This is a genomic window from Terrisporobacter mayombei, from assembly GCF_020748465.1.
Classification (GTDB): Bacteria; Bacillota; Clostridia; order Peptostreptococcales; family Peptostreptococcaceae; genus Terrisporobacter; species Terrisporobacter mayombei.
Window position 1 is genome coordinate 678,210 of record NZ_JAHZMP010000001.1, and the last position, 26,269, is coordinate 704,478.

25 protein-coding genes are annotated in these 26,269 nt (G+C 28.7%); 1 reads left to right on the plus strand and 24 read right to left on the minus strand.

Annotated features, from left to right (window positions below):
- Positions 1 to 90: 90 nt before the first annotated feature.
- The 8 genes from K0039_RS03315 to K0039_RS03350 form a co-directional block, all read right to left on the minus strand.
- Entirely contained in the window at positions 91 to 753 is a 663-nt protein-coding gene (locus K0039_RS03315) for an ABC transporter ATP-binding protein (RefSeq protein ID WP_228103625.1), read from the minus strand.
- Positions 754 to 766: 13 nt separating this feature from the next.
- Complete coding sequence (locus tag K0039_RS03320; RefSeq protein ID WP_228103626.1) at positions 767 to 3,325, minus strand: ABC transporter permease; 2,559 nt, start codon at positions 3,323 to 3,325, stop codon at positions 767 to 769.
- A 151-nt stretch (positions 3,326 to 3,476) separates the two neighbouring features.
- Positions 3,477 to 4,844, minus strand: a complete 1,368-nt coding sequence (locus K0039_RS03325; RefSeq protein WP_228103627.1) for a sensor histidine kinase — start codon at positions 4,842 to 4,844, stop codon at positions 3,477 to 3,479.
- Entirely contained in the window at positions 4,838 to 5,551 is a 714-nt protein-coding gene (locus K0039_RS03330; RefSeq protein ID WP_228103628.1) for a LytR/AlgR family response regulator transcription factor, read from the minus strand. The genes K0039_RS03325 and K0039_RS03330 overlap by 7 nt, the downstream gene beginning before the upstream one ends.
- A gap of 134 nt (positions 5,552 to 5,685) precedes the next feature.
- Entirely contained in the window at positions 5,686 to 6,945 is a 1,260-nt protein-coding gene (locus tag K0039_RS03335; RefSeq protein WP_228103629.1) for a coproporphyrinogen-III oxidase family protein, read from the minus strand.
- Between the two features lie 10 nt (positions 6,946 to 6,955).
- Complete coding sequence (locus tag K0039_RS03340; protein ID WP_228103630.1) at positions 6,956 to 7,858, minus strand: radical SAM protein; 903 nt, start codon at positions 7,856 to 7,858, stop codon at positions 6,956 to 6,958.
- 249 nt (positions 7,859 to 8,107) lie between these two features.
- On the minus strand, positions 8,108 to 9,355 hold the full coding sequence (locus K0039_RS03345; protein ID WP_228103631.1) for a DEAD/DEAH box helicase: 1,248 nt from the start codon (positions 9,353 to 9,355) through the stop codon (positions 8,108 to 8,110).
- A gap of 170 nt (positions 9,356 to 9,525) precedes the next feature.
- Complete coding sequence (locus K0039_RS03350) at positions 9,526 to 10,179, minus strand: hypothetical protein (protein WP_228103632.1); 654 nt, start codon at positions 10,177 to 10,179, stop codon at positions 9,526 to 9,528.
- A gap of 603 nt (positions 10,180 to 10,782) precedes the next feature.
- On the opposite strand from K0039_RS03350, the gene K0039_RS03355 reads away from it, so the two are divergent.
- Positions 10,783 to 11,556, plus strand: a complete 774-nt coding sequence (locus tag K0039_RS03355) for a hypothetical protein (RefSeq protein ID WP_228103633.1) — start codon at positions 10,783 to 10,785, stop codon at positions 11,554 to 11,556.
- 136 nt (positions 11,557 to 11,692) lie between these two features.
- Here the strand turns inward: K0039_RS03355 and K0039_RS03360 are convergent, their stop codons facing one another.
- The 16 genes from K0039_RS03360 to ftsY form a co-directional block, all read right to left on the minus strand.
- Positions 11,693 to 12,709 carry an alpha-hydroxy-acid oxidizing protein gene (locus K0039_RS03360; RefSeq protein ID WP_228103634.1) on the minus strand — a complete coding sequence of 339 codons (1,017 nt, stop codon included), beginning with the start codon at positions 12,707 to 12,709 and terminating at the stop codon, positions 11,693 to 11,695.
- Between the two features lie 59 nt (positions 12,710 to 12,768).
- Positions 12,769 to 13,536 (minus strand): ribonuclease HII, encoded by a 768-nt coding sequence (rnhB, locus tag K0039_RS03365; RefSeq protein WP_228103635.1) that lies wholly within the window; start codon positions 13,534 to 13,536, stop codon positions 12,769 to 12,771.
- A 156-nt stretch (positions 13,537 to 13,692) separates the two neighbouring features.
- Positions 13,693 to 15,123, minus strand: coding sequence for a Na+/H+ antiporter NhaC (gene nhaC, locus K0039_RS03370; protein ID WP_228103636.1), 1,431 nt, complete (start codon positions 15,121 to 15,123; stop codon positions 13,693 to 13,695).
- A gap of 305 nt (positions 15,124 to 15,428) precedes the next feature.
- Positions 15,429 to 15,932: a lecithin retinol acyltransferase family protein gene (locus tag K0039_RS03375; protein ID WP_228103637.1), complete on the minus strand. Its 504-nt coding sequence runs from the start codon at positions 15,930 to 15,932 to the stop codon at positions 15,429 to 15,431.
- A gap of 228 nt (positions 15,933 to 16,160) precedes the next feature.
- Complete coding sequence (locus K0039_RS03380) at positions 16,161 to 16,430, minus strand: metal-sensing transcriptional repressor (protein WP_228103638.1); 270 nt, start codon at positions 16,428 to 16,430, stop codon at positions 16,161 to 16,163.
- Positions 16,431 to 16,602: 172 nt separating this feature from the next.
- Positions 16,603 to 16,815: a heavy-metal-associated domain-containing protein gene (locus K0039_RS03385; RefSeq protein ID WP_228103639.1), complete on the minus strand. Its 213-nt coding sequence runs from the start codon at positions 16,813 to 16,815 to the stop codon at positions 16,603 to 16,605.
- Between the two features lie 25 nt (positions 16,816 to 16,840).
- Entirely contained in the window at positions 16,841 to 19,339 is a 2,499-nt protein-coding gene (locus K0039_RS03390; RefSeq protein WP_228103640.1) for a heavy metal translocating P-type ATPase, read from the minus strand.
- Positions 19,340 to 19,697: 358 nt separating this feature from the next.
- Positions 19,698 to 20,612, minus strand: coding sequence for a ribosome biogenesis GTPase YlqF (gene ylqF, locus K0039_RS03395; protein ID WP_228103641.1), 915 nt, complete (start codon positions 20,610 to 20,612; stop codon positions 19,698 to 19,700).
- A 165-nt stretch (positions 20,613 to 20,777) separates the two neighbouring features.
- Positions 20,778 to 21,128, minus strand: coding sequence for a 50S ribosomal protein L19 (gene rplS, locus K0039_RS03400; protein WP_228103642.1), 351 nt, complete (start codon positions 21,126 to 21,128; stop codon positions 20,778 to 20,780).
- Positions 21,129 to 21,226: 98 nt separating this feature from the next.
- A complete protein-coding gene (gene trmD / locus K0039_RS03405; protein WP_228103643.1) occupies positions 21,227 to 21,922 on the minus strand; it encodes a tRNA (guanosine(37)-N1)-methyltransferase TrmD in 696 nt (231 codons plus the stop codon).
- Positions 21,923 to 21,930: 8 nt separating this feature from the next.
- Complete coding sequence (rimM, locus tag K0039_RS03410; RefSeq protein WP_228103644.1) at positions 21,931 to 22,446, minus strand: ribosome maturation factor RimM; 516 nt, start codon at positions 22,444 to 22,446, stop codon at positions 21,931 to 21,933.
- Positions 22,447 to 22,654: 208 nt separating this feature from the next.
- Positions 22,655 to 22,882, minus strand: a complete 228-nt coding sequence (locus K0039_RS03415) for a KH domain-containing protein (protein ID WP_018589721.1) — start codon at positions 22,880 to 22,882, stop codon at positions 22,655 to 22,657.
- A 62-nt stretch (positions 22,883 to 22,944) separates the two neighbouring features.
- Positions 22,945 to 23,217 carry a 30S ribosomal protein S16 gene (rpsP, locus tag K0039_RS03420; RefSeq protein ID WP_018589722.1) on the minus strand — a complete coding sequence of 91 codons (273 nt, stop codon included), beginning with the start codon at positions 23,215 to 23,217 and terminating at the stop codon, positions 22,945 to 22,947.
- Between the two features lie 41 nt (positions 23,218 to 23,258).
- Positions 23,259 to 24,611, minus strand: a complete 1,353-nt coding sequence (gene ffh, locus K0039_RS03425; RefSeq protein WP_228103645.1) for a signal recognition particle protein — start codon at positions 24,609 to 24,611, stop codon at positions 23,259 to 23,261.
- Positions 24,608 to 24,976, minus strand: a complete 369-nt coding sequence (gene ylxM, locus K0039_RS03430) for a YlxM family DNA-binding protein (RefSeq protein ID WP_018589724.1) — start codon at positions 24,974 to 24,976, stop codon at positions 24,608 to 24,610. The genes ffh and ylxM overlap by 4 nt, the downstream gene beginning before the upstream one ends.
- Positions 24,977 to 25,074: 98 nt before the next feature.
- Positions 25,075 to 26,244 (minus strand): signal recognition particle-docking protein FtsY, encoded by a 1,170-nt coding sequence (ftsY, locus tag K0039_RS03435; protein WP_228103646.1) that lies wholly within the window; start codon positions 26,242 to 26,244, stop codon positions 25,075 to 25,077.
- Positions 26,245 to 26,269: the final 25 nt, after the last annotated feature.

Sequence of the window (26,269 nt, forward strand, 5' to 3'; positions counted from 1 at the left end):
ATAAGAGAGCTTATTTATTAACAAGCTCTCTTATTTACGCAAATAAATGCGCAATATTTTTATATTTTTCAATTAGCTTTTCATTATATACTAAGCAACATTACCATCTTTTATAGTTATAACCTTGTCTGCCATTTGGGCTATCTCATTATTATGAGTTATCATAATCAAAGTTTGTCCAAATTCACTTACACATTTTTTTAGCAAGTCCATAACTTCATTAGTAGTTTTTGTGTCTAAATTTCCTGTAGGCTCATCTGCAAATATAATTTCCGGTTTATTTGCAAGAGCTCTAGCAATGGCAACTCTTTGTTGTTGCCCTCCACTTAGCTCATTTGGAAATTTATTTATCTTGTCTTTTAATCCTAGAATACTAATAAGACTATCTATATATTTTTTATCTATTTTTTTATTATCTATATTTATAGGAAGTACTATGTTTTCATAAATATTAACTACTGGTATTAAGTTAAAACTTTGAAAAATAAATCCAAACTTTTCTATTCTTAATTTTGATAATTTATCTTCTGACAACTTGGATATATCTTGATCATTAAGAAGTACTTTTCCACTTGTAATACTATCTAACCCGGCCATACAGTGAAGTAATGTACTTTTTCCACTTCCACTTGGACCTATTATTGTGGTAAACTTTCCTTTTTCAAAAGACAAATTAATATTATTTAAAGCCTGTACTTTATTCTCACCTTTTCCATATGTTTTGCTTAAATTTATTACATCTAATATACTCATATCATCATCTCCCTTAGTCATTTATTCTCAGTCCTTCTACTATACTTAGCTTAATTATTTTATTTCTTGATAAATAAGTTGCCAATAAGCACATTACTATTGTAGATATTCCAAATTGAAGTATTTCATTTATTGGTATATTATATGACATGCTATTTTCTATACCTAGGCCTTCAGCTCTTATACTATTTACCATATAAATAAATTTAGAATAACTTAAGGTAGCTACTACAGATGATACTAATATGCTAAATAAGGCATATATCATACTTTCCTTTACTATCATTTTCTTAATATTTTTCATGCTCATACCAATCGCCCTAAGTGTTGCTAATTCTTTTATTCTCAACATAATATTAGTTTTAATTATACATATTATATTTATGGAAGATATTATAAGTGTAAGAATTACAGATACTAACACTTCCTTTTTATTTTCTTCTGATTGCTCTTTAAAGCTACTTTCATATTTATATTTACTTTCTATTTCCTTAAAAGAAGAACCCTTTGTTAATTTATCTAGAGCTTTATTTACTTCCTCATCTTTTCCATCTTCTAACTTTATTGATATTTTGTTGTAGTCTTTTATATTAGTTATATTTTTCAAATCATCTTCATTTATAATCACTTGAGCTAAATAACCTAAGCCTCCATCTTGAGTTATAACATAATCTTTATCTAACAAGCCACTAACTTTAACTTTTATATTTTTATATTCCAATTTACCATTACTCTTTACAGGTACTTTTATATCAATTACGTCACCCACTTTAACTTTCTTTAAAGCCTTTGCATTATTTGTACTTTGCATAGGCGAGTAAAAATAATTTGAAACTAGAGCCCTTGGATAGTCTTCTTTTTTTTTCTCATAAATATTGCTACCTTCTTCTATATATTTATCTAAACTCCTTATAAAGCTTTTGTTATATCCTTTTACACCAGTAATAATTTCTAGATTATTTTGATTATCTTTAGAAGACAGAAAAGGTTTAACATCGTCACTAATGTTGTTTAAGCTAGTTTTTAAATATGCTGTTAAATTCATACTAGGATAAACTTCTCTTATATTATCAATCTTAGATATCTTATAAATAAGGTTACTGTCATAATTACAATAAGCTTCTTCAGTATTATAAAAATTATGTCTTAAAATTACATCAGTATCTCCCATGGCCATAACAGACAGACTACTACTTCCAGAGTTCTCTTCATCATTATTAAAAATTGCCATCTTACTTATAAATAGTGATCCTGCTAGACTTATGGAAAGTATGGATAATATAGTTCTACTTTTATTTCTCCACACATTCTTAAATGCCATTTCACCAGTTAATCCAAATATTTTTCTAATTAATTTATGATAAAACTTATCTTTTCCTTTTTTTGTGTTGTTACTTATATCTCTAATAGCCTCCATAGGACTTATTTTTGAGCCTTTGTATGTGGAGAAAATACAGGAAATTAAAACTGCAAAAGATGCTAATTCTAATGGTTCCATTATACTTTCTTTGCTTATATAAATATTTTGCTGACTTCCATAAATACTACTTATTCCTATTAAAGAAATTACATACCCCAAAGCAAATCCTAGGACTAAACCTAAAATAAGAACAATTAAACTTTGAATAAGTATCATAAGTTTAATATTTTTCATTCCTATAGCTCTTAATATACCAATTTGCTTTGTCATATCAATTAATATTATATTAAATATGTTGAATATAACTAAAGCTGCTGATAACATTGGTATTAGCTTATTTTTTATGCTAAATGTTGTGTTTTTTGACATTTCATAATCATCTAGTGCATTGCTAAGCTGTGTATTTATAATTAAATCCCCATCATTTAGTTTATACTTTCCTATAATTTCATTAGCCTTAGACATACTAGGAGTTTTTGTATTAAACTTTAAAATACCGCTATGAGTTACAAGTTCTTTTGGAATAATGTTTTGATTACTTGAAAAATAAGTAAATCCTCTAACATTGTAATATTCATTTCCTTTATAGTAACCTTTATAGTAAGCTTCAGGCTTTTGAACTATTCCAACTAATTTAAATTTCTTTTTCTTACTATAAATTTGATTTTCATCTTTATTATCCACATAATGTTTTACAACAGTAAAGTCAATTTCTTCATTTAATTTATTGTCTAAGTGCATTTCTTTCAATGCTCTTTCCTCTAAAACTATTTCATTTTCATTTTTTGGATAAGTACCATTTATCAATTTATATCCGTAATTATTAATAAAATCTTCATTGTAAGAATCTAGCTGAATGGATACTCCATTTTTATCTACAATACTTCCTAAATTAATTACATCATGGATTTCTTTTACTTCTTTGTCTTTTTCTAATTGATTTGACACACTATCGCTTAAATTCTTGTATTCAGCATGATAATCACCGAAATTTTTATAAGCTTCTTTAATATTTATCTCACTCTTAGTCTCTGGTATAACGTTTAATGTAAAAATTAGCATTACTGCTAAAGAAATACTTGTTATAAGAGCTAAGCTTTTGCCTTTTGGGCTTTTTAAATATGACACTGCTAATTTAAAGCTAACTTTCATCTTTGCCTCCCAGTTGCTATTTATATAGTTAAAGGGTATTACCTTTTACATATAAAAAGATAACACCCTTTGATTTTTTGCTCAATATCTATAGCACAACTGGTATTTTTATTGTTCCAACTGTCATATTCTAATTTTTATAAGGAAAAATTTATTGTTTTAATGGTATATAAATTGTACTTATAAATTTATTTTCTTCATTTTCAATTTCCAATTCTCCATCATACTTTTTAAGTGATGATTTAATACTCTCAATTCCAATACCATGAAAATATTTATCTTTTTTACTGCTTATTATTTTATTATTTTTTATTATTACTTTATTTACCTTACTATTTTCACACTTTATAATATAGTAAGACTTTACAATTGTACCTCTTATACTTATATATTTTTTATTTTCATTATTTTCAATCTTGTCACATGCTTCTATTGCATTATCTAGCAAATTTGAAAATATACTTGATACGTCTATCATGTGTAAAAAATCACATTCTGAAAAATCCATATTACACAAGAAGTCTATGTTTTTCATATTACATAGCTTGCTTTTTTCACTTAGTATAATATCTAATATAACATTTCCTGTATTATATATATTTTCAAAATCCTTAATTTCATTATTAATACTATTTATATATTCATCAACATTAGAACTTTTGTTTTGAATAAGTTTTATATTTGTCATATGATTATTTATATCATGATAAAGTCTTTTTACTTTTTCTTGTGATTCTTTTATATTTAAATAATAATTATATTCCATGTCATGCTTTTTATTAAGTAACTCTAGCTTTGCTTTTTCCTCAGTAGATTTTAAAAGCTTAATAAGAGCAAGTACAAAAACTATATTACTTGCAACAACTATATAAGGTAAACCGAAGTCAGCAAAATTTACAAATGGCATAATTTCAACTGATTGATGGAATTTCAATTTATTAGCGGTTACTATATCATAAAGATCATAAATACTATTAGATGCCTTATTCAAAAATAATATTATTAGCATATTTGCAACAATTGTAAATCCTATATACAAATAGTATTTTTTATTAAGAGATAAATTTTTTAACTTATCAAAGGAAAATGCAATTGAGATAATCAATAATGAACTTATCATAAATCGTGAAACATCGAATACCATATTAAATTCAAGATTTAATTTATCTTTTATAAGTAAATAAATATACAATATAATATACTCAAGACTAATCTCTATGCCTCTATATATTGATGTATATAAAATAGAATATAAAAAAGCCTTTTTAAAATCAAAAGAATATGAAATTTTACAAATTATAAATAATAAAACAACTGAAATTACTATACCTTTGTCAAGTCCATATGTCACCATTTGTACTCTAATAACCAAAAACATTAATAATAAGTTTATTATTTTCAATAACATATTTTTAGGCTTGTATTCATATCCTATTTTTTTCATAATAATCAAAAATGATAATATAAATAATAAACCATCTATTATATTTTCAAACTGATAAAATTGAATATTTAACATAATTTTTCTCCCATTGAATGAAGAAACTTACTTTTAAAATCCTTAAATCTATGCCTACTAACAGGCACTTCTTCTTTATTATCCATAATAGCCACATACTGCTTTATACAGTCTACATACTCCATATTTACTAAAAAACTTTTATGGCACCTATAAAAATTACTATTATTAATTTCTTTTTCTATCTTATCCAAAGCGCTTTTAACTTGATGATTTTTATCTTTTGTGTGTATAGTCATATCTCTTTTTTGTATTTCTATATAAGTTATGTCACTTACTTTCATCTTTAAAGTATCACTTTTTTCATCTATAATTATATATTTACTATTTTTATTAATTTCATTTATGCAGCTTATAATATGCTTTTTTAGATCTTCATATTTTAATGGCTTTAACAAATATCTATAAGCTCTTACTTCATATCCTTCTTGAATATAATCTACTATTGATGTAGTAAATATTATCTCAGCATTTCTATTATCTATTTTTCTAATTTTTCTTGCCGTATCCATACCATTTAATTTATCCATTAGAATATCTAATAAGAATATATCTGCATCTTGTGGATAATTGTTGAAAAGATCTTCCCCTGAGATAAATGTAAGTATTTCATATGATAAGTCTGCTTCATCTAAGATTTGAGTTAAGTAGTTTTTTATTAATTCTCTTTGTTCTTTTTCGTCTTCGCATACTGCTATTTTTAACATTTACATCCTCCAAATTACTCCCTTACTAACTTCTAGTTTTAATTAGATATTTTTATCTTTACTATTTTTAAATATTTTATATCTACATACAATTATGTGTAGAGTAAGTTCTTAACATAAATCTTTTATAATATTTAATATAGTTTTATCTTATTGGGCCATGGATTATTTCGTGCTATGCTCCATGTCTTATCAATATATTGCAGAGTATAAATTTGCTCTACTTTATGAAAATAATAAGAACCTTTTGTAGTAACTTTATATCCTACCTCATCTTCTTTCAATAGCCTCATTGCTTTGGCTATACTAAGTTCAAGTCTGTAATCTTTATTTAAATCACTATTAAACATCTTTTTATAAAGCTCTTTATCTAAATTCATATTGTAAACATTCCAAAATAACCAATAAGATTTTCTTGAAAATTTAGTAAAGTTTAATACTAATGCACAGGCAAATTCATTATTATTTATTGCATTTATATATTCATCCACTGAGAAAGTATTTAATCTAAACTTGTCATCAAATAATGAGGCAGCTCCTGGCCCTAATCCTATAAAATTCTCTCTCGTTATGGATGAATATTTTTCTGTATTTGCCTTAGCAAAAGTCCATACAGAAGTTCTATCTAAACCTATTTCTTTTGATAAATTTACAAGTTCAAAAAGCATTTTTTTCTTTTCATTGGAAGATAGAGGTTTTCTTTTGTTATTAGCATAAGAAAAATCAATAAATGGATAAGTAGAAATTTGAGTTGCTCCAAGTTCAAAGGCCAAAACCATGTCTTCCTTTAGCTCCTCTATACTTTGACCCGGTATTCCAAATATTAAATCTACGTCTATTGTTTCAAATCCAACTTCTTTGATTAGCTTTATTTTTTCAACTTCATTATTTGCTTTTCTACCTAGGTTTTCTAAGCAGTTTTTATTAAAGGACTGAATTCCAACACTTATCATATTAAATCCTAAGGCCTTTAACTTATTCAACAGATTTAAATTAATATTACTTGGATGTAATTCTATGGCTAAACTGCCTTTCAAATTGAAGTTTTCTTTTACAACATCTATAATTTCTTCAATATAGTCTATAAGTAAAGCTGGCGTTCCTCCTCCAAAATATAAAGATGTTATGTCCTGCTTTTTATATCTTACATTAGCTAATTTTATCTCTTTTAATAAAGCTTCCTTATATTCAAAAGCCTTTTTTTCATCATATAACTCTTTATTGTAAGGACAAAAAGAACATATACTTTTACAAAATGGTATATGTATATATAACCCTAAATTGTCTTTATTATTTAAATCAACATAATTTAAATCACCATTATCATTGCACTTTACAAACTCAAATGGCTTAAAACTTCTGTTTAACACTGGTCTTAAAATATTCGTCAGCATATTCTCTCCCCTATACAAATTTCAAATATGTTTTCAAAGTTTCATAGATTATCTTAGGATTTCCACCAAACAATAAGGCAAATTCTGCGGCAAATAAATATCCACATTCATTGCATAATCCGTCTATTTCCACACATCTTCCACACACAAATCTCTTTTTATTTTCTACTACCAAACATTGCTTGCAAGGTCTGTTCCAATTGTTATCCAAATAATAATCTAGAGCTGAGTATAAATTAAATATAGGATAACCTTCCTTCATAAGTTGTTTTATAGTATTTACCACTTCAATTTTTTGCTCTCTGCTCAAACTTAGATCCTCTGTACCCTCATAAGGTGTGTGAAAATTAAAGGAAATACTCTTTATATTTTTAGTATTTTTAACTAATTCGCAAAGTTCCTTTACATCCTTATAATTTCTATTATTAATGGCCATATATACACAAATATTGCTGTCATTGGCTTTTTCCACATTTTCTAATATGGTGTCAAATGTATTGCCTCTTATGTAATTGTGATTTTCTTTAGTTCCATCAATACTTAAAAATATAATATCTGCTTCTTTAATATCTAAATCTATAGTTCCGTTGGTAACTATATTAACTAATTCAAAGCCTATTTCTTTAGCTTCTGCAATTAAGTCCTTGGCATTTTTCCCACTGTCATTCCAAAGAAGTGTTTCTCCACCACAAAAGAATAAAATTCTAACACCTTCATTATAAAGCTTAAGCATTTCCTCTTTTATGTCTTCATAAGGGTGAATTATTTTATCTATGTTGTTCACTGCACAATGCTTACAAGTAAGATTACAGTAATCTGTAAGTATTATAGTTGCAAGTATTGGATTAGTATTTTTGAAAAATATTGTTTTTAATCCATAAATTGAAAATTCTATAAATGATTTTAGCTTCATAATTCACCTACCCCCAAATTTAAATATATTAATAAATTTTTCTGTCGTTTTATTCCAATTTTATAATAACATAAAAGGAACTGCTAAACTATAAGCTTAGCAGTTCTCTTATATATGCTTTCGTATATTTGAGTGTCGAAAATCGTGTATTTCGACAAATTTCAAGGGAGCACTTCAATAATGTGCTCCAACTTTTATGAATTAAAAACCACCCTCAGTCCAATAAGGGTGGTAAGTATAAAACACATTTTAATTTTTATTTGTAAATTTATCTTTACTTCTATTATTTTTGTTGTTACTTCTATTAGGTCTTCTACTGCTCCTATTATTTCTTTTAGCTACTACAGTTACATCCTCTGCACTAGAAACAAAACTATGATTTTCTACAACTTCAATCTTTTTATTTATAAGTTTTTCTATAGCCTTATAAAGATCTCTTTCTTCCATTGAACAAAACGCTGTTGCTCTACCACTTCTTCCCGCTCTTCCTGTTCTTCCAATTCTATGAACATAAGTCTCTGCAACTTCTGGCAAATCATAATTTATTACAAATGGTAGTTCATCAATATCAATTCCTCTTGCTGCTATATCAGTTGCTACCAATACTCTAATTTTACCTTCTTTAAATTCATTTAATGCTAGTTGTCTTGCATTTTGAGATTTATTACCATGTATAGCAGCTGCACTTATCGATGATGATATTAGATCTTTTGTTATTTTATTTGCTCCATGTTTTGTTCTGGAAAATACAAGTACAGATTCTTCTGGATTATTTTTTAATAGCTCTATAAGTAACTTGGCCTTTTGTTTTTTACTTACAAAATAAATATTTTGTTCAACCATCTCAGTTGTTGATGAAACTGGTGCAACTTCTACCTTGACTGGATTTTTAAATATTGAATCTGCTAATTTTGATATTTCTTTTGGCATAGTAGCAGAGAAGAATATGTTTTGCCTAACCTTTGGAAGGTGGCTAATTATTCTTTTTACATCATGTATCATACCCATATCTAACATACTATCAGCTTCATCTAAGACAAAGTGCTTAACATCATTTAATTTTAAGAATTTTTGATTGTATAAATCAAGCATTCTACCTGGAGTAGCTATTAGTATGTCTACACCTTCTTTTAATGCTTTAACTTGAGGATTTTGAGATACTCCTCCAAATATTACTAAACTTTTTATATTTGTATGTCTTGCATAAGCCACAAAATTTTCTTCTATTTGTATTGCCAATTCTCTCGTAGGCGCTAGTATTACCGCTTTTATAGTTCTTTTGCCTTTTAGTGATTTTTTATCATTATATATTTGTTGTATTATGGGAATTGCAAACGCTGCTGTTTTACCCGTACCAGTCTGTGCGCATCCTAACAAATCTCTACCTTCTAATAATGGTGTTATTGATTTTGATTGTATTGGTGTTGGTTTTATATATCCTTCTTCTTTTAGTGCCTTTTGTATTGGCCTAATTATGTCTAAGTCTGTAAATTGCATTTATTTCTCCTTTTTATTTCCTTTTATATTAATCTAAATTGTTTACAAAATAAAAATAAACACTTTCAATGCTAGTTAATATCTAAACATAAAAAGTGTTTATCTTTTATATTATACATCATATCTTTTAAAATAACGATACATTTATTATTTACTACTTAATTCTTTAATTATCTTAGTTTATTTTCTAAGTTCTTTCTTCTATTATCTAATGGATTTAAGTTTATATGATGAACTCTTTCTTCTTCACTAGGTTTCATTATTACATCTTCCATATATATCTTACCACTTGGAGTATGGGCTATTACCCTAGGCTGATTATAACCTTTTGAATATACCCATGTATACCTCTTATTTATTACTCTATCTAAATCTTTAACTGATACTAATGCCTTTGCTTGTGGATTTCCATATCGATCTTTTAGTATTATAGCTATTGTTTCATCGTCTATATTTTCATATTCATTTTTTTCTCTTTGGTCAGCAAGCTCTAAATTAGATTTTCTGTTATCTAGCGTATCTCCATTTATATGTCTAATTGGAGCTGATGACCCCGTATCTAGTATTACTGATTGAATATTTCTTTTAGTGCTTTTAACTTTTTTATTTTCCTTAGTTGTAGTTATATTTTGAACTAAATAACTATTGAAGTCTTTATGCCATTCAGCAAACCAAACTCCCATTTCTTGTACCTTTTCTAAATCTTCTGTATCTATTTTAGCTATAAACTCAGAACCATTCTTTTTAAGTATTGTTATGTTAGTAACTGAACCTTGAATCTCATAATTATTCTTTGTTGTTTTATAATTATTTATGGTAATCACCTCTATATTTAAATTGTATTATTTAAGTGTAACAGAATTTGTTAATAAAAGCTAATAAGTTTTATTATTATCACTTCTAGTTTGTAAATATTAAAATGAATTAAATCTTTACTACTTAAAATCATAATAAAACAAATTGAATAACTTGTTCTCATATTATCTATACTCAATATAATGGAACATATAAGAACTAAAAAATCAACTAATAATACTACAAATCTTGTTCCAATCTGTTTGGAACAAGATTTGGAACATACATTGGAACAGCTACACATATTTTAAATACTATAGTTGGGACTTATTGTTCTGATTGCTCTAATATAGAAACCCTGTTATTTATTAAATATAAAAATATAAGTACTTATGTGCATGCGCGCGTATAGGGTTTTGGGGTCATAGGAACAGCATATTGGAATAAAGTAAATATTGATTAGAAATTCTTAATAAAATCACTCCATATTATTGTATGCCTGTTTATTTAAACAGATATTTTGATAATATATATTTTTTATCATATTTAAATTACATTTTTTGACATGTTTTTACTAAATTTTATGTTATATTTCTAGTAGGTTAAGTTTTAACGTGGAGGGAAAAATTTTTATGAAGAAATTATTAGCAATACTAAGTTCTTTTATAATTTGCTTATCAATGGTAGCTTGTTCTAGTTCTGATGAATCAAAATCACAAGATAATGCATTTATAAAAGATATTAAGAAATCTTTTGAGGCTAGATCAAATTATCTGGATGATGTTGAATCTGGTAAAGTCACATCAAGTGAAAATGAATATCTTAAGGAAGCTGTAAAAAAAGAAAAAGAAATTATAGAAAAGTATAATGATGCTGAGTTTGATAGCCCAGAATTAGCTAAACTTTCAAAAGATTATATTAATGCATTAAATACTCAGGAGGAATCACTTAAATATTATTCCAGTGATTACACTAAATTTGATAAGCTTTGGACTGAAGGATATGACCAAAGAAGTACAATTTTAACTACTTTAATAGATAAATTTGGTTTAGTTATTAGTGATGATGCAATAGAAGAGCTAAAAACAAATGCTCAAGTAGTCGCAGAAAAAAACGATACTAAAGAAAAAGTAGATAAAATGCTAAAAAACATAAAGTTCAAAAAAGTTAAAGATGAATATGGCTGGAAATATTATGAAGCTGTAGTAGAAAATACTACCGGTTTAGATTTAGAGTACTTCTATTTAGATGTAAAACTAATAGATTCAGATGATGTTATAATCGAGTCTATTCCATCGCCTGTTGATGGTACTTGGGCTAATGGTAAAAAGGTTAAGTTAACATTCTCTACAGACAAAAAATTCAAAAAGTTAGAATGGACTGCAGATTATTCTATTAAAGAATAAAATTTCTTACAATATATAAAAGAGTACGTATGAAAATAATTATAATTATTTTCATACGTACTCTTTTATATTTACATAATTCCTAATAATTCAAGTGGTGGAGACGAGTCGTATTGAACCCCTCTCCAAATAATTATTATCTATATATAACCTTCCCATCAATATCCTTAACAGTCTGACATCCAGTAAGCCTCATAGTAGCCTCAAACTCACCAACAATCTTCTTAACATACATCTCAACACCTTCTCTACCGCCACCAAAAGATGCAGTAACAAAAGGTCTTCCAATAAGCACACCATCAGCCCCAAGACCAATCAACTTAAGAACATCAACACCAGTTCTAACAGCACCATCAACTAAAATAGTTAACTTACCTTTAACAGCCTCAGCAATAGCAGGTAGCACATCAGCAGCACCTGGAGTGCAATCTAAAACTCTACCACCATGATTAGAAACAACTATAGCATCCACACCAGCTTCCACAGCAAGCATAGCATCTTCCACAGTCATTATACCCTTCACTATAAATGGTAGCTTAGTAGCAGCTTTTAGCTCTTTTAAAGCTTCCACATCCTTTGGTACAACAGTTTTCCCATGCATTGATAAAGTCACAAGACCACATGCATCCACGTCTACACCAACAGCAAAAGCTCCAGCTTCTTCAGCTAATTTTATTTTCTTTATTATATCGTGGTTTTCCCAAGGTTTTATAAATACTATACCTTGTCCATTGTTTTCTTTTAATACATCTAAGTTATCCATTAAGAAAGAGTCTACAGCAGTATCTCCAACCATTGGGAAAATTCCACTTTCTATACATCCTTCTACAACTGGAGTTATGTATTCTCTTTCACTTATTTTTCCACCCATATTTAATGTAGTTCCTGTTATAGGAGCTGCAAATATTGGTGCTTTCATTTTCTTCCCAAATAATTCTACTGATGTATCTGGATTTGATACGTTATGTATAACTCTCATATTTATTTTAATATTTTGTAAACTTTTGAAGTTTTCTACAAATGCAGATCCAGTATCTTTTCCACCCATTCCTGGAACTTCTCCTGCACAAACTACTCCATTACAAGCTTTACAAACTCTACAACTTCCATTTAAGTTTTCTCTTGCTTCTTTTAGCATGTCTTTATAATTCATTATTATGATCCCCTCCAACAATAATTTATCTTAATAATTCTTCCATTTATAATTATAGTCTATAAAACATTTTTAAGGAAACTTTTTCTATGTATTGGTGTTATACCATGTTTTTCTATTGCTTCATAGTGTTCCTTTGTACCATATCCTTTGTTTGATTTAAATCCATACTCTGGGTATATTTCATCATAGTCACACATCATTCTATCTCTTGTAACCTTAGCTAATATGCTGGCAGCTCCTATAGATATGGATTTTGAATCACCTTTTATTATTGGATTTTGTTTTATATCCACACCTGGTATAGTTACAGCATCTACCAATAAATAATCTGGTTGTTTTTTCATTGAATTTATTGCTTTTTTCATTGCCATGAATGTGGCATTTAAAATATTGTAGTCGTCTATTTCTTCATGGTCCACAATTCCTATTCCATAATCTAGTGCATGTTCTTTTATTATTTCGTATAACTCTTCTCTTTTGCTTTCTTTTATTTTTTTAGAGTCGTCTACTCCTTCTATTTTTGTGTTTGGTGGTAAAACAACTACAGCTGCAACTACTGGTCCTGCTAATGGCCCTCTACCAACTTCGTCTATTCCACCTATGTATAAATACCCTTTTGAGTATCCGTCATTTTCGTATGTATTTATAAGTTCTAATCTTTCATCTTCTTTTCTTATGGCATCTAGTTTTTTTGCCAAAGATACAGCTAACTTTTGCACTGACTTTCTTTCATCACCTTTTAAAATATTTATATATTCTAAGTATTGTTCAACTTTTAAATTATCTACTATTTCTTTTATCTCTTTTACACTTTTGTTATTCATGGTAATCTCCTTAATGTTTATTCAGTTTTATTATGTACTTACCTTTTATATTTTATCATATAATTCACTACCTTCATATGACCAAGGATTTACCCTCGTAAAAAAGCCAACAGAACTATTTATCTGTTGGCTTCATATATATATTTAATTTAATAACTAATTTGCTTTTTCACACATTTTTAAATCTTCTTCTTTGTTATCATCAATTCTTGCTACTTTATAATTAAATGCTATCATTGCCAATGAAACTAATGGATTTATTAGATTTAATAAGGCATATGGCGCATATACAAAGGCTGATACACCTAATGTTCCTGCAATATATGCTCCACATGTATTCCATGGTATTAATGGAGAACTTAGTGTTCCACTATCTTCTAGTGCTCTTGATAACATCTTTGGATGTATTCCTCTTTTTTTGAATTCTTCGCTATACATTCTTCCAGGTATAACAATTGATAAGTATTGTTCTCCAGCTATTATGTTAGTAAATGTACAAGTTAACATAGTACACAGTACTGTTCCAAATACTCCTTTTGCAGCTTTTAATATAGAAGATGCTATTGCTTCAAGCATACCTGTTTTTTCTAGTATTCCACCTAAACCTAGGGCACATATTGTTAATGATACTGTTGACATCATATTCATAAGGCCACCTTTAGATAATAACATGTCCACTGACTCCACACCTGTGGCTGATACATATCCATTTGTTGCTGCCTCTAATATAGCTCCCATATCTTGCCCTTGGAAAAATACTGCTATAACAACTCCTATCAATGCTCCTCCTATAAGTCCAGGAATTGCTGGTACTTTTAGCATTACTAGCACAATTACTGCTATTGGTGCAATTAATAAAAGTGGTGATAGTGTATTATATGAAGATTCTAATGTATTACTAATTAATTGTATTTGACTTATATCTAATTCTTGTCCAGAATATTTCATTCCCATTATACCAAATATAACTAAAACTATTATTAATGATGGTATAGTTGAATATAACATATATTTTATATGAGTAAATAAATCAGTACCTGCCATTGCTGGTGCCAAATTAGTTGTTTCAGATAAAGGAGATAACTTGTCACCAAAGTATGCTCCTGATATTATAGAACCCGCTACTAAGCCTGTTGGTATTCCTAAACTTTGACCAATACCTAAAAGTGCAACACCAACTGTTCCCATTGTACTCCAAGATGATCCTGTTGCTAGAGATACTATGGAACATACTATTACTGATGCCACTAAGAAAATATTTGGTGATATAACTTTTAGTCCCCAATAAATCATGCTTTGTACTACTCCACTTATTATCCAAGTTCCTATAAGTATACCTATTATCATTATTATTAAAATTGCTTGCATTGCCATTTTAATACTATCAAACATACTACTTTCTAGTTCAGACCATTCAAAGCCTAATCTATATACACCTATAGCTCCTGCTATGGCTGCTGCTCCTACCAGTGGTACATGTGGTGACGATCCATACATAAATATTCCTATTCCTAAAAATAATCCTAAACATATTATCGGTATCATCGCCTCTAATAATGTGGCCTTCCTACTAACTTGCTGTTTCATATTAATTCTCCCCTTATCAATAGCGTAATGCTTTTTTTTTGAAACTTATTAGTTCGTACTAGCTCTTATTATTTTCCTCATAAATCAATATGTTTTGCTGTATCACCTGCTTTATAATTTAAATATACAATTTGTTATATTTTATTATAATTTTAGCACGATTTTTATTAATTGTTAATTTTTTGTTAAATTTTTTTAAATTTTTTTTATTTTTTAACATTATCTTTTATTATACTTGTTTAAACATTTATTTTTATGTAATTTTATAAACAAAAAATACGTAGGTATCGTTTGCCTACGTATTTTTAATAATCCTCATATATTAAATATTTCACAAATACTGCTTTTATCACTGCATTAACTTGATATGATTGTTTAACTCCTGTTTTGCACCAAACAGCAAAATGTTCACAGTTATTAGCATGAAGTAAAAATTTTCTCTCACCTACTCTACTTCTTGCCCTCTTTACAGTTTCTTCTGGTGTATATAGTTTAAATTTAATTTTGTTTTTAATTTTGTAGAGAATATATAAGGCTTGCACATCATCTATTAAATCTCTACCTAGCCCCTCTGCCCTTATCCTACTAACATTAGAAGGTTTGTCTTCTGAGAACTTATATACATAATATTTATCAGAGCCTCCCAGAAAATTTTCCATATCTGTTTCATCTATAACCATCTCTCTAAAAAACATATCTTTTTCTTTCCCACTATAATGAATAACATGGCTTTTATCTACAAATATGCCAAAATGATTATATATGCCGTGATTAACACATATTACGTCTCCGTATTGAGGTTCAATCAAAATATCACCTCCCAATAAATATTTATATATATAATTTATGATTTATTTTTTATAATGTTATTTCTCAAAAAAATATATGTTTTATATTTTTTTATAGTAATCTATTTTCATATATTTAAAAATTTATTAATGCTGGTACTAAAAAAGTGTGTAAATTAACATATTTTTATCTGTTTATTTACACACTTTATATTACATCTCTATTCAAATTTAACATAAACATTATTCTTATTTCATTGTCTTTTCAAGTATTTTTATTATTTCTGCCATTTTTTCATCAGTATCAGTATCATTATTATAACAAGCATCTTTTACGCAATGTTCTAAATGCTGTTTCAAAATTAGTATATTAGATTTTTTTAAAAGAGACTGCGCTGCTAAAATTTGATTTGATATATCTATACAATAACGTTCTTCTTCTATCATTTTTATTATTCCATCAATCTGTCCTCTAGCTGTCTTAAGTGATTGAATCGATTTTTTTTTATCTGTATTCATTATCTTCCTCCTCTTCGCCACCCCTACAGGGTGTATGTGTTCTCATAATAAAACATTTTATTAAAGTTGTCAACTTCCATCTAATATTTTTTTAATTCATAAAGTTTATATTTTATTCTTATATAAAAATTAAGACATAGGATGGATATTATCCACCTATGCCCTAATAAAGTTATTTTATATTTGTATCTATAGTAACTACTGAATATGCATCTCCTAATGTAAAAACTATTTCTTCATTACTTAATGTGCTATCAAGTAATATTGATGATTGTTCTAAATTAACATCTACTGACTTTACTTCTTTAAGTTCTTCAAATAATCCCGTTACTCTTTTTACACAGTGTCCACAATTCATTCCTGTTATTATTATTTTTTTTATCATATTTATATCCATCCTTTTCAATTTTTTATTTATATGCTTTGAATCCTTTTAATCTAAGTGCATTTGTTATTACTGATACTGAACTTAAACTCATTGCTGCAGCTGCAATCATTGGGTTTAATAATGGTCCTCCAAATATATACAACACTCCGGCTGCTACTGGTATACCCACTGTATTGTATCCAAATGCCCAGAATAGATTTTGTTTAATATTTTTCATTGTTTCCTTACTTAATTTTATAGCTGTTGGAACATCCATTAAGTCACTTCTCATTAATACTATGTCTGCTGATTCCATAGCTACATCTGTTCCACTACCTATTGCTATACCTATATTTGCTTGTGCTAGTGCTGGAGCATCATTTATTCCATCTCCTACCATTGCAACGAATTTACCTTGTTCTTGAAGTTTTTTCACTTCATTTGATTTATCTTGCGGTAAAACTTCTGCTAGTACTATATCTATTCCAACTTCTTTTGCTATCGCATTAGCAGTCTTTTTGTTATCTCCTGTCACCATAGCAACTTGTATTCCCATACTGTGAAGTTTTTCTATTGCCCTTTTACTACTTTCTTTAACTACGTCAGCTACTGCTATTATTCCTGATATCTCATTTTCCATAGCTATATACATAGGTGTTTTACCTTGAATTGCTAATTCATCTGATTTTTTACTTAGGTCGCCTAGGCTTATTTTTCTGTCATCCATAAGCTTTTTATTTCCAAGTAATACATTCCTGCTATCTATAGTTACTTCTATACCATGACCTGGTATAGCTTTGAATTTTTCTACTGTCATAAATCCAGTATTTTTTTCTTCACCAAATCTTACTATAGCTTCGCCTAGTGGATGCTCTGATCCTTTTTCAGCACTTGATGCTATTTTTAATAAATAATCTTTATCTACATTTTTACTTACAACTATATCTGTAACTTGAGGTTTACCTTCTGTAATTGTTCCTGTTTTATCAAATATTATAGTATCTATTTTATGTGATAATTCTAATGCTTCTCCACCTTTTATTAATATCCCATTTTCTGCACCTTTACCTGTACCTACCATAATTGCTGTAGGTGTTGCAAGACCTAGGGCACATGGGCAAGCTATTACAAGTACTGATATAAATATTACAAGTGCAAATTCTAAACCTTTGCCTCCAACTGTTAACCAAAGTAATGCTGATACTATAGATATTACTATAACAGTTGGTACAAAATATCCTGATACAGTGTCTGCTAATTTTGCGATTGGTGCTTTTTTACCTTGCGCATCTTCAACTAATTTAATAATTTGAGATAAAGCAGTGTCTGATCCTACTTTTTCTGCTTTAAACTTTATACTACCGTTTTTATTTATACTTGCACCTGTAACTTTAGATCCTATATTTTTCTCTACAGGTATACTTTCACCAGTAAGCATAGACTCATCTACAGAAGTATGCCCTTCTATTACTATACCATCTACTGGTATTTTGCTTCCTGGCTTAACTATTATTATATCTCCAACTTCGACTTCTTCTATTGGAGTTTCTATTTCTCTTCCATCTTTTACAACTATTGCAGTTTTTGGTTGAAGCCCCATAAGTTTCTTTATAGCTTCACTTGTTTTACCTTTTGATCTTGATTCTAAATATTTACCAAGTAATATAAGTGCTATTATTATTCCTGCACTTTCATAATATAGTTGGTGATGCCCGTGACTTTGTACCATATCTGTAGTAGCTATTTGGAATGTTGTATACGCACTATATAAAAATGCTGATAGTGTTCCTATTGCTACTAATGAATCCATATTTGGACTTTTATTTATAAGTGCTTTAAAACCATTTGTATAGAATTTATTCCCAGCTATCATTACTGGTGTTACTAATACTAACTGAATTAATGCATAATTTAATGTACTAGTAACTGGATCTATAATTTCTGGAACTGGCCATGGTCCTATAGGACTTGGTACCATCGGTCCCATTGCTATATAAAATAGTGGTATAGAAAATGCTACTGCTACCAAAAATTTTGTAAACAGTGTTTTCATCTCTTTTTCTTTTCTTATTTTATCTTCATCTACACTAGCATTTCTGTTTTCGCTTTTTTCTAATACCTTGTAACCTGCTTTTTCTATTACATTTCTTATTTGTGTTAATTTTAATTTAGATTGATCATAATTTATCGTAGCTCTTTCTGTAGCCACGTTTACACTTATGCTATCTATTCCATCAAGTTTATTTACAGCTCTTTCAATTGCTTTTGCACAGGATGCACAACTCATACCACCTATTTTGAATTCTATCTTACTGTATTTAACATCTTCTAATAGATTAAATCCTGCTTTTTTTACTGTTTTCTCTAAGTCCTCAAACTTAACTTTTTGATTGTCGTACTCTATGTGAAGTTTTTCTGTCGCCATATTTATACTTTGGTTAACTACTCCATCTATTTTTTTTACTGCTCTTTCTACTGCCTTACCGCAAGACGAGCAGGTCATTCCTGTTACCTTATAGCTTTTTTTTACTATATTACTCATGCTTATCACTCCTTTAACATTTTTTATACTTTAATGAACATTTTAATATTTGTTCAGCAGGTTACTCCACCCACCCCCACCCCCTGGGGGTGTTTTATATTTATTATTATATACTATATTTTTTAGTTGTCAATAAGGTTTTTATGTTTTTTGATGAAATAATATTGTAAATATTATTTCATCCACTTTTATAATAAAATAATTCATTAATTCTGAAGCTTAATTAATTCACAAGTATGTTCTTCAATCTTAGGATATAAGCTAATATATATCTTATTTTAAGTTAAAATAAAAAAAACTATTTTGAATCTTACTCAAATATAAGTAATTTCAAAATAGTTTTTATACTAATTTATTTTTATTTATCCATATAATCCATAGGTTCTTCTAAAGATATTTGTCCTATTTTACCTTCTCTATACTCATTTAAAACAGTTTGAGCTATTCTAGTATAGTCAAGTTCTTGTTTTCCTAGTATAAATCCTCTTTTTCTACCTATCATTTCCATAGTTTCAAGAGGAGTTTCTCCTAACTCTTCTAACTTATATCTTGCTTTTAATTTCTCCGGTTCTATTTCCATAATCTTTTCTATAAATTTAAGTCCTAAAGTATCTATATCAAGTATTTCGTCTTTTATAGCTCTACTGAAAGCTAAGTTAAGTGCAACTTCTTGATCTTCAAACTTAGGCCAAAGTATACCTGGAGTGTCTAGTAATTCTAAATTTCCTTTAAGTCTTACCCATTGCTTACACTTAGTAACTCCTGGCTTATCTCCAGTTACAGTACTTTTTCTTCCTGTAAGTTTGTTTATAAGAGTTGATTTACCTACGTTTGGAACACCAACTATCATAAGTCTAATAGCTCTTTCTTGTCTTCCCTTAGCTTTAAGGTTGTCCATCATTTCTTTAGTAACATTTTTACACTCGTCTACTATTTTATTTACTCCATTACCTTTTATAGTAGCTACAGGTATTGCTTTTATTCCTTTTTTATCATAGTAGTTAACCCATTTGCTTAAGTTAGCTTGATTTGCTAAGTCACTTTTGTTTAAAACAACTACTCTTGGTTTATCTCCAACTATTTCATCTATTTGAGGGTTTTTACTTGAGTAAGGTATTCTAGCATCTAATAACTCTATTACAACGTCTACCATCTTTAAGTTGTTTTGAACCAATTCCTTAGTTTTTTTCATATGCCCTGGATACCAGTTTATATGTAGATTATCATCCTTTAAGTACTCGTCATAATCACTTCTTCTATAATCTCTTGCCATATTTTCACTTCCTTATCTTTTATAAGTACTAATTTATTTCATCCTAATATCTAGGATTTCATTTTTTTATTATATCTATAATTTTGTCCATATTTCATCATATTAATGACTGAAAAAAAGGAAATCCCCAAAGAGATTTCCTTCCTAAATTAACTTAAAAAGTTATTATTTATTTCTAGCTTCTTTTATCTTAGCAGCTTTACCAGTTCTAGTTCTTAGGTAGTTTATCTTAGCTCTTCTTACTTTACCTTTTCTAGTAACTTCGATTTTTTCTATTTTGGGAGAGTGAACTGGGAAAGTTCTTTCTACACCAACATTGAAAGATATTTTTCTAACAGTGAAAGTTTCTCTAGCTCCTCCACCTTGTCTCTTAATTACTACACCTTCAAATACCTGAACTCTTTCTCTTTTTCCTTCAACTATTTTAACGTGTACTCTTACTGTGTCCCCAGGTCCAAATGCAGGAACTTCAGCTTTTAATTGTTCTTGTTCTAATGATTTTATTAATTCGTTCATTTTCTTCCTCCTAAATTCATAGACGCTCTTAATTACTGACCAATGTAAGCAGAGGAGCGGCCGTTATTTATCAACAGTCTTAATTATACTATATTTATTTACTTCTTACAAGACTTTTTATACAAGTCTGGTCTTCTAAGTTTCGTAATTTTTTTAGATTCATCAAGACGCCATTTTTCTATTTTTTGATGATTACCCGATAGTAATACATCTGGTACAGACATACCCATAAACTCTCTCGGTCTAGTGTAATGTGGGTATTCTAATAAATCATCTTTGAAACTTTCTTCTTCAAAGGATTCATTTTGGCTAAGTACACCAGGAATTAGTCTAGCTATAGAGTCTATCATAATTAAAGCTGGAAGTTCTCCACCAGTTAATACATAGTCTCCTATGGAAACTTCATCCGTCACTATTAAATCAATTATTCTTTGATCTATTCCTTCGTAATGACCACAAAGTAATATGATATCCTCACCTAGGGATAAATCACAAGCTATATCTTGTTTATATACTTGCCCTTTTGGTGTTAAGTATACCACTCTAGGATTGTTTATATTGTGAGTCTCTACAATATGCTTATATGTGTCATATATAGGTTGAGGAGTCATAAGCATTCCTGCTCCTCCTCCAAATGGATAGTCATCCACTTTTTTATGTTTGTTTGCTGAAAAGTCTCTAATATTGTACACATGTACTTCTATTATTTCTTTTTCGATAGCTCTTTTCATTATACTTTCACCCATATAAGAGTTAAAAATATCTGGGAAAAGAGTCATAATGTGAAACCTCATATTATCACCTAATCTAACATTCCTTTTATAGGATCTATTATCATTTTCTTTTCTTCTATGTTTATTTCAGGAACAAATTTTAATGTTGATGGGATAAGATATTCTTTATCATTATCTCCTTTTACAACATATACATCGTTAGCTGAATACTGTAGTACGTCTTTAAGAGTTCCTACTTTATCTCCACCTACTGTAAATACTTCTAGTCCTATTAAATCTGCGATGAAAAATTCATCTTCATCAAGGTCTACACTGTTATCTCTAGATATATAAAGATTTTTAGTTTTAACTTTTTCAGCAAGCTCCACAGAGTCTATGCCCTTTATTTTCATTATAACCATATTTCCTTTATATCTAACTTTTTCAACTTCATATTCTTTTTCGAAGTTTTTATCAAAATAAAAGCTTTCTAAATCATCAAATCTGTTTATATCGTCCACATATGGATATACTCTAACTTCGCCCTTAAGACCTTGAGTATTTACTATCTGACCGATTCTAAAATGAGTTAACTTTTCTTTCATAGTCTCACCTTCTTTAAATTGTTTCTTTCTTTTTCAAAAAATATATCTTTAATATCAAATAATATTTGTTTTTGTTTTTAGCTTTTGTTTTTAGTCTTTGTTTTTAGTCTTAAAATTATTTTATATTTATACATTTAATATTTGTATGATTATTTTCAACTTTAAAGATTATTATAAACAAAAAGGATTAGGCACATACCTAACCCTTCTATAATATTTCAAGTGAAACCTTGACATTTTCTTTATTTCCAGCAGATTTTAACACAGTTCTTATAGCCTTAGCTATTCTTCCCTGCTTTCCGATAACCTTGCCCACATCATCTTGAGAAACTTTTAGTTTTAAGATAATTTCATCTTTTTCCATAGTTTCTTCTATTGTCACTTCGTCAGGATTATCTACTAGAGCTTTGACAATATGCATAACTAGCTCTTTCATATACTCATCTCCTAAAAACTAATCCATAATGGATTATATTAAGTACCTTAATAGTTTAAATACTATTTAGATTGTTTTTGAGCTTCGAACTTTTCAGTTATTCCGTTGTTAGCGAATAATTTTTTAACAGTATCAGTTGGTTGAGCTCCTACTGATAACCATTTTAAAGCTTTTTCGTCGTTTATTCTTGTTTCTTTGTTAGCTGAAACTGGATTGTAGAATCCTATTTCTTCTATGAATTTTCCATCTCTTGGTGCTCTAGAATCTGCTACTACTATTCTGTAGAAAGGTTTTTTGTTTGCACCCATTCTTTTTAATCTTATTTTAACTGCCATTACAGTCACCTCCGAATTTTTTTGTCTATTTTGTGTATTATTTATTTAAAGAAAGGAAGTCCGCCAAGTGCGCCTCTTTTCTTCATACCTTTTTGATTACCCATAAACATCTTCATCATTTTTTTCATTTCATTTAATTGTTTTACAAGTCTGTTTATGTCTTGCACGCTTGTCCCACTACCTTTTGCTATTCTTCTTTTTCTAGAAGCATTTAGTAGCTCCGGCTTACGTCTTTCTTCTAAAGTCATAGATTGTATTATGGCTTTAGTTCTTTTCATTTCTTTTCCATTTAAGTCCACATCACCAAGTTGGTTTTTTATGTTACCCATACCTGGCATCATTCCAATAATTTTATCTAATGGACCCATATTTTCTATTTGTTCCATTTGAGTTAAGAAATCTTCGAAGTCAAAATCTTGTTTTCTTATTTTGCTTTCTAATTCCTTAGCTTTTTCTAAATCCATAGCATCTTGAGCTTTTTCTATTAAACTTAGTACATCTCCCATTCCAAGAATTCTCGATGCCATTCTGTCTGGATAGAATGGTTCTAAATCGTCTAGTTTTTCACCCATACCTATAAATTTAATTGGTTTTTGCGTTACAGCTCTTATTGAAAGTGCTGCCCCACCTCTTGTATCACCATCTAGTTTTGTAAGAACTACACCGTCTAAGCCTAAAGCTTCATCAAAACTTTGTGATACATTTACTGCATCTTGACCTGTCATAGAGTCAACTACTAATAAAATCTCATGAGGTTTTATTTCTGTTTTAATAGATTTTAATTCATCCATTAAAGTTTCGTCTATATGAAGTCTACCTGCTGTATCTATAATAACTAAGTCATTGTTATTTTTTAGAGCATGACTTAATCCTGCTTTTGCTATATTTACCGGGCTTTCTTTGTCACCCATATTAAATACTGGTATATCTAATTTTTCTCCTACAACTTGTAATTGTTTGATTGCTGCAGGTCTATAAACGTCACAAGCTACTAATAAAGGTCTTTTACCTTGTTTTTTGAAGTAATTTCCTATTTTACCTGAAGTAGTTGTTTTACCAGCACCTTGAAGACCAACCATCATAATAATTGTAGGTGGTTTCGAAGATATCATTACTTTACTTTGTACATCTCCCATAAGAGCAGTAAGTTCTTCGTTTACTATCTTGATAACGTGTTGAGCTGGAGTTAAACTTGTCATAACCTCTTGTCCAACACATCTTTCTTGAACCTTTTTTATAAAATCTTTAACAACTTTAAAGTTTACGTCTGCTTCTAATAAAGCAAGCTTAACTTCTCTCATTGCATCTTTTACATCTTTTTCTGTAAGTTTTCCTTTTGATTTTAACTTACCAAGTGCACCTTGCAATTTATCTGATAAACCTTCAAATATCATTTTAACAACTCCCTACATATTTGTTCTATTGTTTCTAACTTAGGGATTAAATTAGCACAATCTCTATTTTGCAATAAATCTTGTTTAATGTCAACAATTTTATCTTCAAGTGATTTTAGGATTTTTTCTTGTTCGTTATTTTGCGATACTAAGTGAAGTTTGCTTTCATATTCTCTTAATATCTTCTCTGAACGTTTAAGTGTATCGTAAACTCCTTGTCTAGATACATTAAGATTTTCACTGATTTCACCTAAAGAATAATTTTCTTCATAATAAAGTGAAACTATTTCTTTTTGCTTATCAGTTAGTAATTCTTTATATTGTTCAAATAATAACCCGATTTCCACCATCTTCTCTATATTCATAACTTCACTTCCCAGTGTATACTGTAAAGGTTAATTACTTTACACATTGTATTTTATATTAAAACTAATTTATTGTCAATATATATTTCGTCTAAATTTTACCCAAATAATGCCTCTGAAAATGCTTTAGCATCAAAGTCTTGTAAATCTTCAATTTTTTCTCCTACACCTATTAATTTAACAGGTACATCTACTTCAGATTTAACAGCTAAAACAACTCCACCTTTTGCAGTCCCATCAAGTTTAGTTAAAACAAGTCCTGTTATATCACATACTTGTTTAAAGCTTTTTGCTTGAGATACAGCATTTTGTCCAGTAGTAGCATCCACAACTAGTAATACTTCTTTTTTAGCTTCTGGATATTCTCTATCTACTATTTTGAATACTTTTGATAATTCATTCATTAAGTTAGCCTTATTGTGTAGTCTTCCTGCTGTATCACAGATTAATAAATCAATATCTCTTGCTTTTGCAGCTTTTATTGAGTCAAATATCACAGCTCCTGGGTCTGCGCCTTCTTGATGCTTTATTATATCTACATCACTTCTCTTAGCCCATACTTCTAATTGGTCTATGGCAGCAGCTCTAAATGTATCTCCTGCTGCGATTAAAACTTTTTTACCTTCTTTTTTGTATCTGCTAGCTAGTTTTCCTATTGTTGTAGTTTTTCCAACTCCATTAACTCCTACCATTAATATTATTGTTGGTTTATGACTAACATCTAAAGTTGAATTTTCATTAGTTAATATTTCTTCTATTATTAACCTCAATTCTCCTTTAACATCTTGTGGATTAGTTATTTTTTTAGTTTTTATTGCATCTGTTAGTTTTTCAATTATATTCATTGTTGTATCTACACCAACATCTGCTGTTATTAGTATTTCTTCAATTTCTTCTAATAGATCATCATCAACTTTTGTATATGATTTTAAAACTTGGTCTACTCTGTCTGTTATACCTTGTTTAGCCTTTGATAAACCTTGTTTTAATCTTTCAAATAAACTTATTTTAGGTTCTTCAGTTTTATCTTCAATAATTTCTTCTTTTTCCACCACTTCATCTACTTGTGGTTTCTCTTCAAGTTGAACTTCTTCCTCTATTGATGTATCTAAAGAAACTTCTTCTATCGTTTCAACTGTTTCCTCTTTTACTTCTTCATTTTCTTCTAATACTATTTCTTCTTGAACTGCTTCTTCACTTACAGCTACTTCTTTCACTTCTTCTTGTATTTCTTCTTTTTGGTTCTTTTTGAAAAACTTTTTAAACACTCTGCTTCCTCCTAAGTATACTTTA

Excerpts from the sequence above, each read along its gene's own strand:
- K0039_RS03315 (WP_228103625.1), bottom strand. The coding sequence starts at position 753 with ATGAGTATATTAGATGTAATAAATTTAAGCAAAACATATGGAAAAGGT.
- K0039_RS03320 (WP_228103626.1), bottom strand. The coding sequence starts at position 3,325 with ATGAAAGTTAGCTTTAAATTAGCAGTGTCATATTTAAAAAGCCCAAAA.
- K0039_RS03325 (WP_228103627.1), bottom strand. The coding sequence starts at position 4,844 with ATGTTAAATATTCAATTTTATCAGTTTGAAAATATAATAGATGGTTTA.
- K0039_RS03330 (WP_228103628.1), bottom strand. The coding sequence starts at position 5,551 with ATGTTAAAAATAGCAGTATGCGAAGACGAAAAAGAACAAAGAGAATTA.
- K0039_RS03335 (WP_228103629.1), bottom strand. The coding sequence starts at position 6,945 with ATGCTGACGAATATTTTAAGACCAGTGTTAAACAGAAGTTTTAAGCCA.
- K0039_RS03340 (WP_228103630.1), bottom strand. The coding sequence starts at position 7,858 with ATGAAGCTAAAATCATTTATAGAATTTTCAATTTATGGATTAAAAACA.
- K0039_RS03345 (WP_228103631.1), bottom strand. The coding sequence starts at position 9,355 with ATGCAATTTACAGACTTAGACATAATTAGGCCAATACAAAAGGCACTA.
- K0039_RS03355 (WP_228103633.1), top strand. The coding sequence starts at position 10,783 with ATGAAGAAATTATTAGCAATACTAAGTTCTTTTATAATTTGCTTATCA.
- K0039_RS03360 (WP_228103634.1), bottom strand. The coding sequence starts at position 12,709 with ATGAATTATAAAGACATGCTAAAAGAAGCAAGAGAAAACTTAAATGGA.
- rnhB (WP_228103635.1), bottom strand. The coding sequence starts at position 13,536 with ATGAATAACAAAAGTGTAAAAGAGATAAAAGAAATAGTAGATAATTTA.
- nhaC (WP_228103636.1), bottom strand. The coding sequence starts at position 15,123 with ATGAAACAGCAAGTTAGTAGGAAGGCCACATTATTAGAGGCGATGATA.
- K0039_RS03380 (WP_228103638.1), bottom strand. The coding sequence starts at position 16,430 with ATGAATACAGATAAAAAAAAATCGATTCAATCACTTAAGACAGCTAGA.
- K0039_RS03385 (WP_228103639.1), bottom strand. The coding sequence starts at position 16,815 with ATGATAAAAAAAATAATAATAACAGGAATGAATTGTGGACACTGTGTA.
- K0039_RS03390 (WP_228103640.1), bottom strand. The coding sequence starts at position 19,339 with ATGAGTAATATAGTAAAAAAAAGCTATAAGGTAACAGGAATGACCTGC.
- ylqF (WP_228103641.1), bottom strand. The coding sequence starts at position 20,612 with ATGGCAAGAGATTATAGAAGAAGTGATTATGACGAGTACTTAAAGGAT.
- rplS (WP_228103642.1), bottom strand. The coding sequence starts at position 21,128 with ATGAACGAATTAATAAAATCATTAGAACAAGAACAATTAAAAGCTGAA.
- trmD (WP_228103643.1), bottom strand. The coding sequence starts at position 21,922 with ATGAGGTTTCACATTATGACTCTTTTCCCAGATATTTTTAACTCTTAT.
- rimM (WP_228103644.1), bottom strand. The coding sequence starts at position 22,446 with ATGAAAGAAAAGTTAACTCATTTTAGAATCGGTCAGATAGTAAATACT.
- K0039_RS03415 (WP_018589721.1), bottom strand. The coding sequence starts at position 22,882 with ATGAAAGAGCTAGTTATGCATATTGTCAAAGCTCTAGTAGATAATCCT.
- rpsP (WP_018589722.1), bottom strand. The coding sequence starts at position 23,217 with ATGGCAGTTAAAATAAGATTAAAAAGAATGGGTGCAAACAAAAAACCT.
- ffh (WP_228103645.1), bottom strand. The coding sequence starts at position 24,611 with ATGATATTTGAAGGTTTATCAGATAAATTGCAAGGTGCACTTGGTAAG.
- ylxM (WP_018589724.1), bottom strand. The coding sequence starts at position 24,976 with ATGAATATAGAGAAGATGGTGGAAATCGGGTTATTATTTGAACAATAT.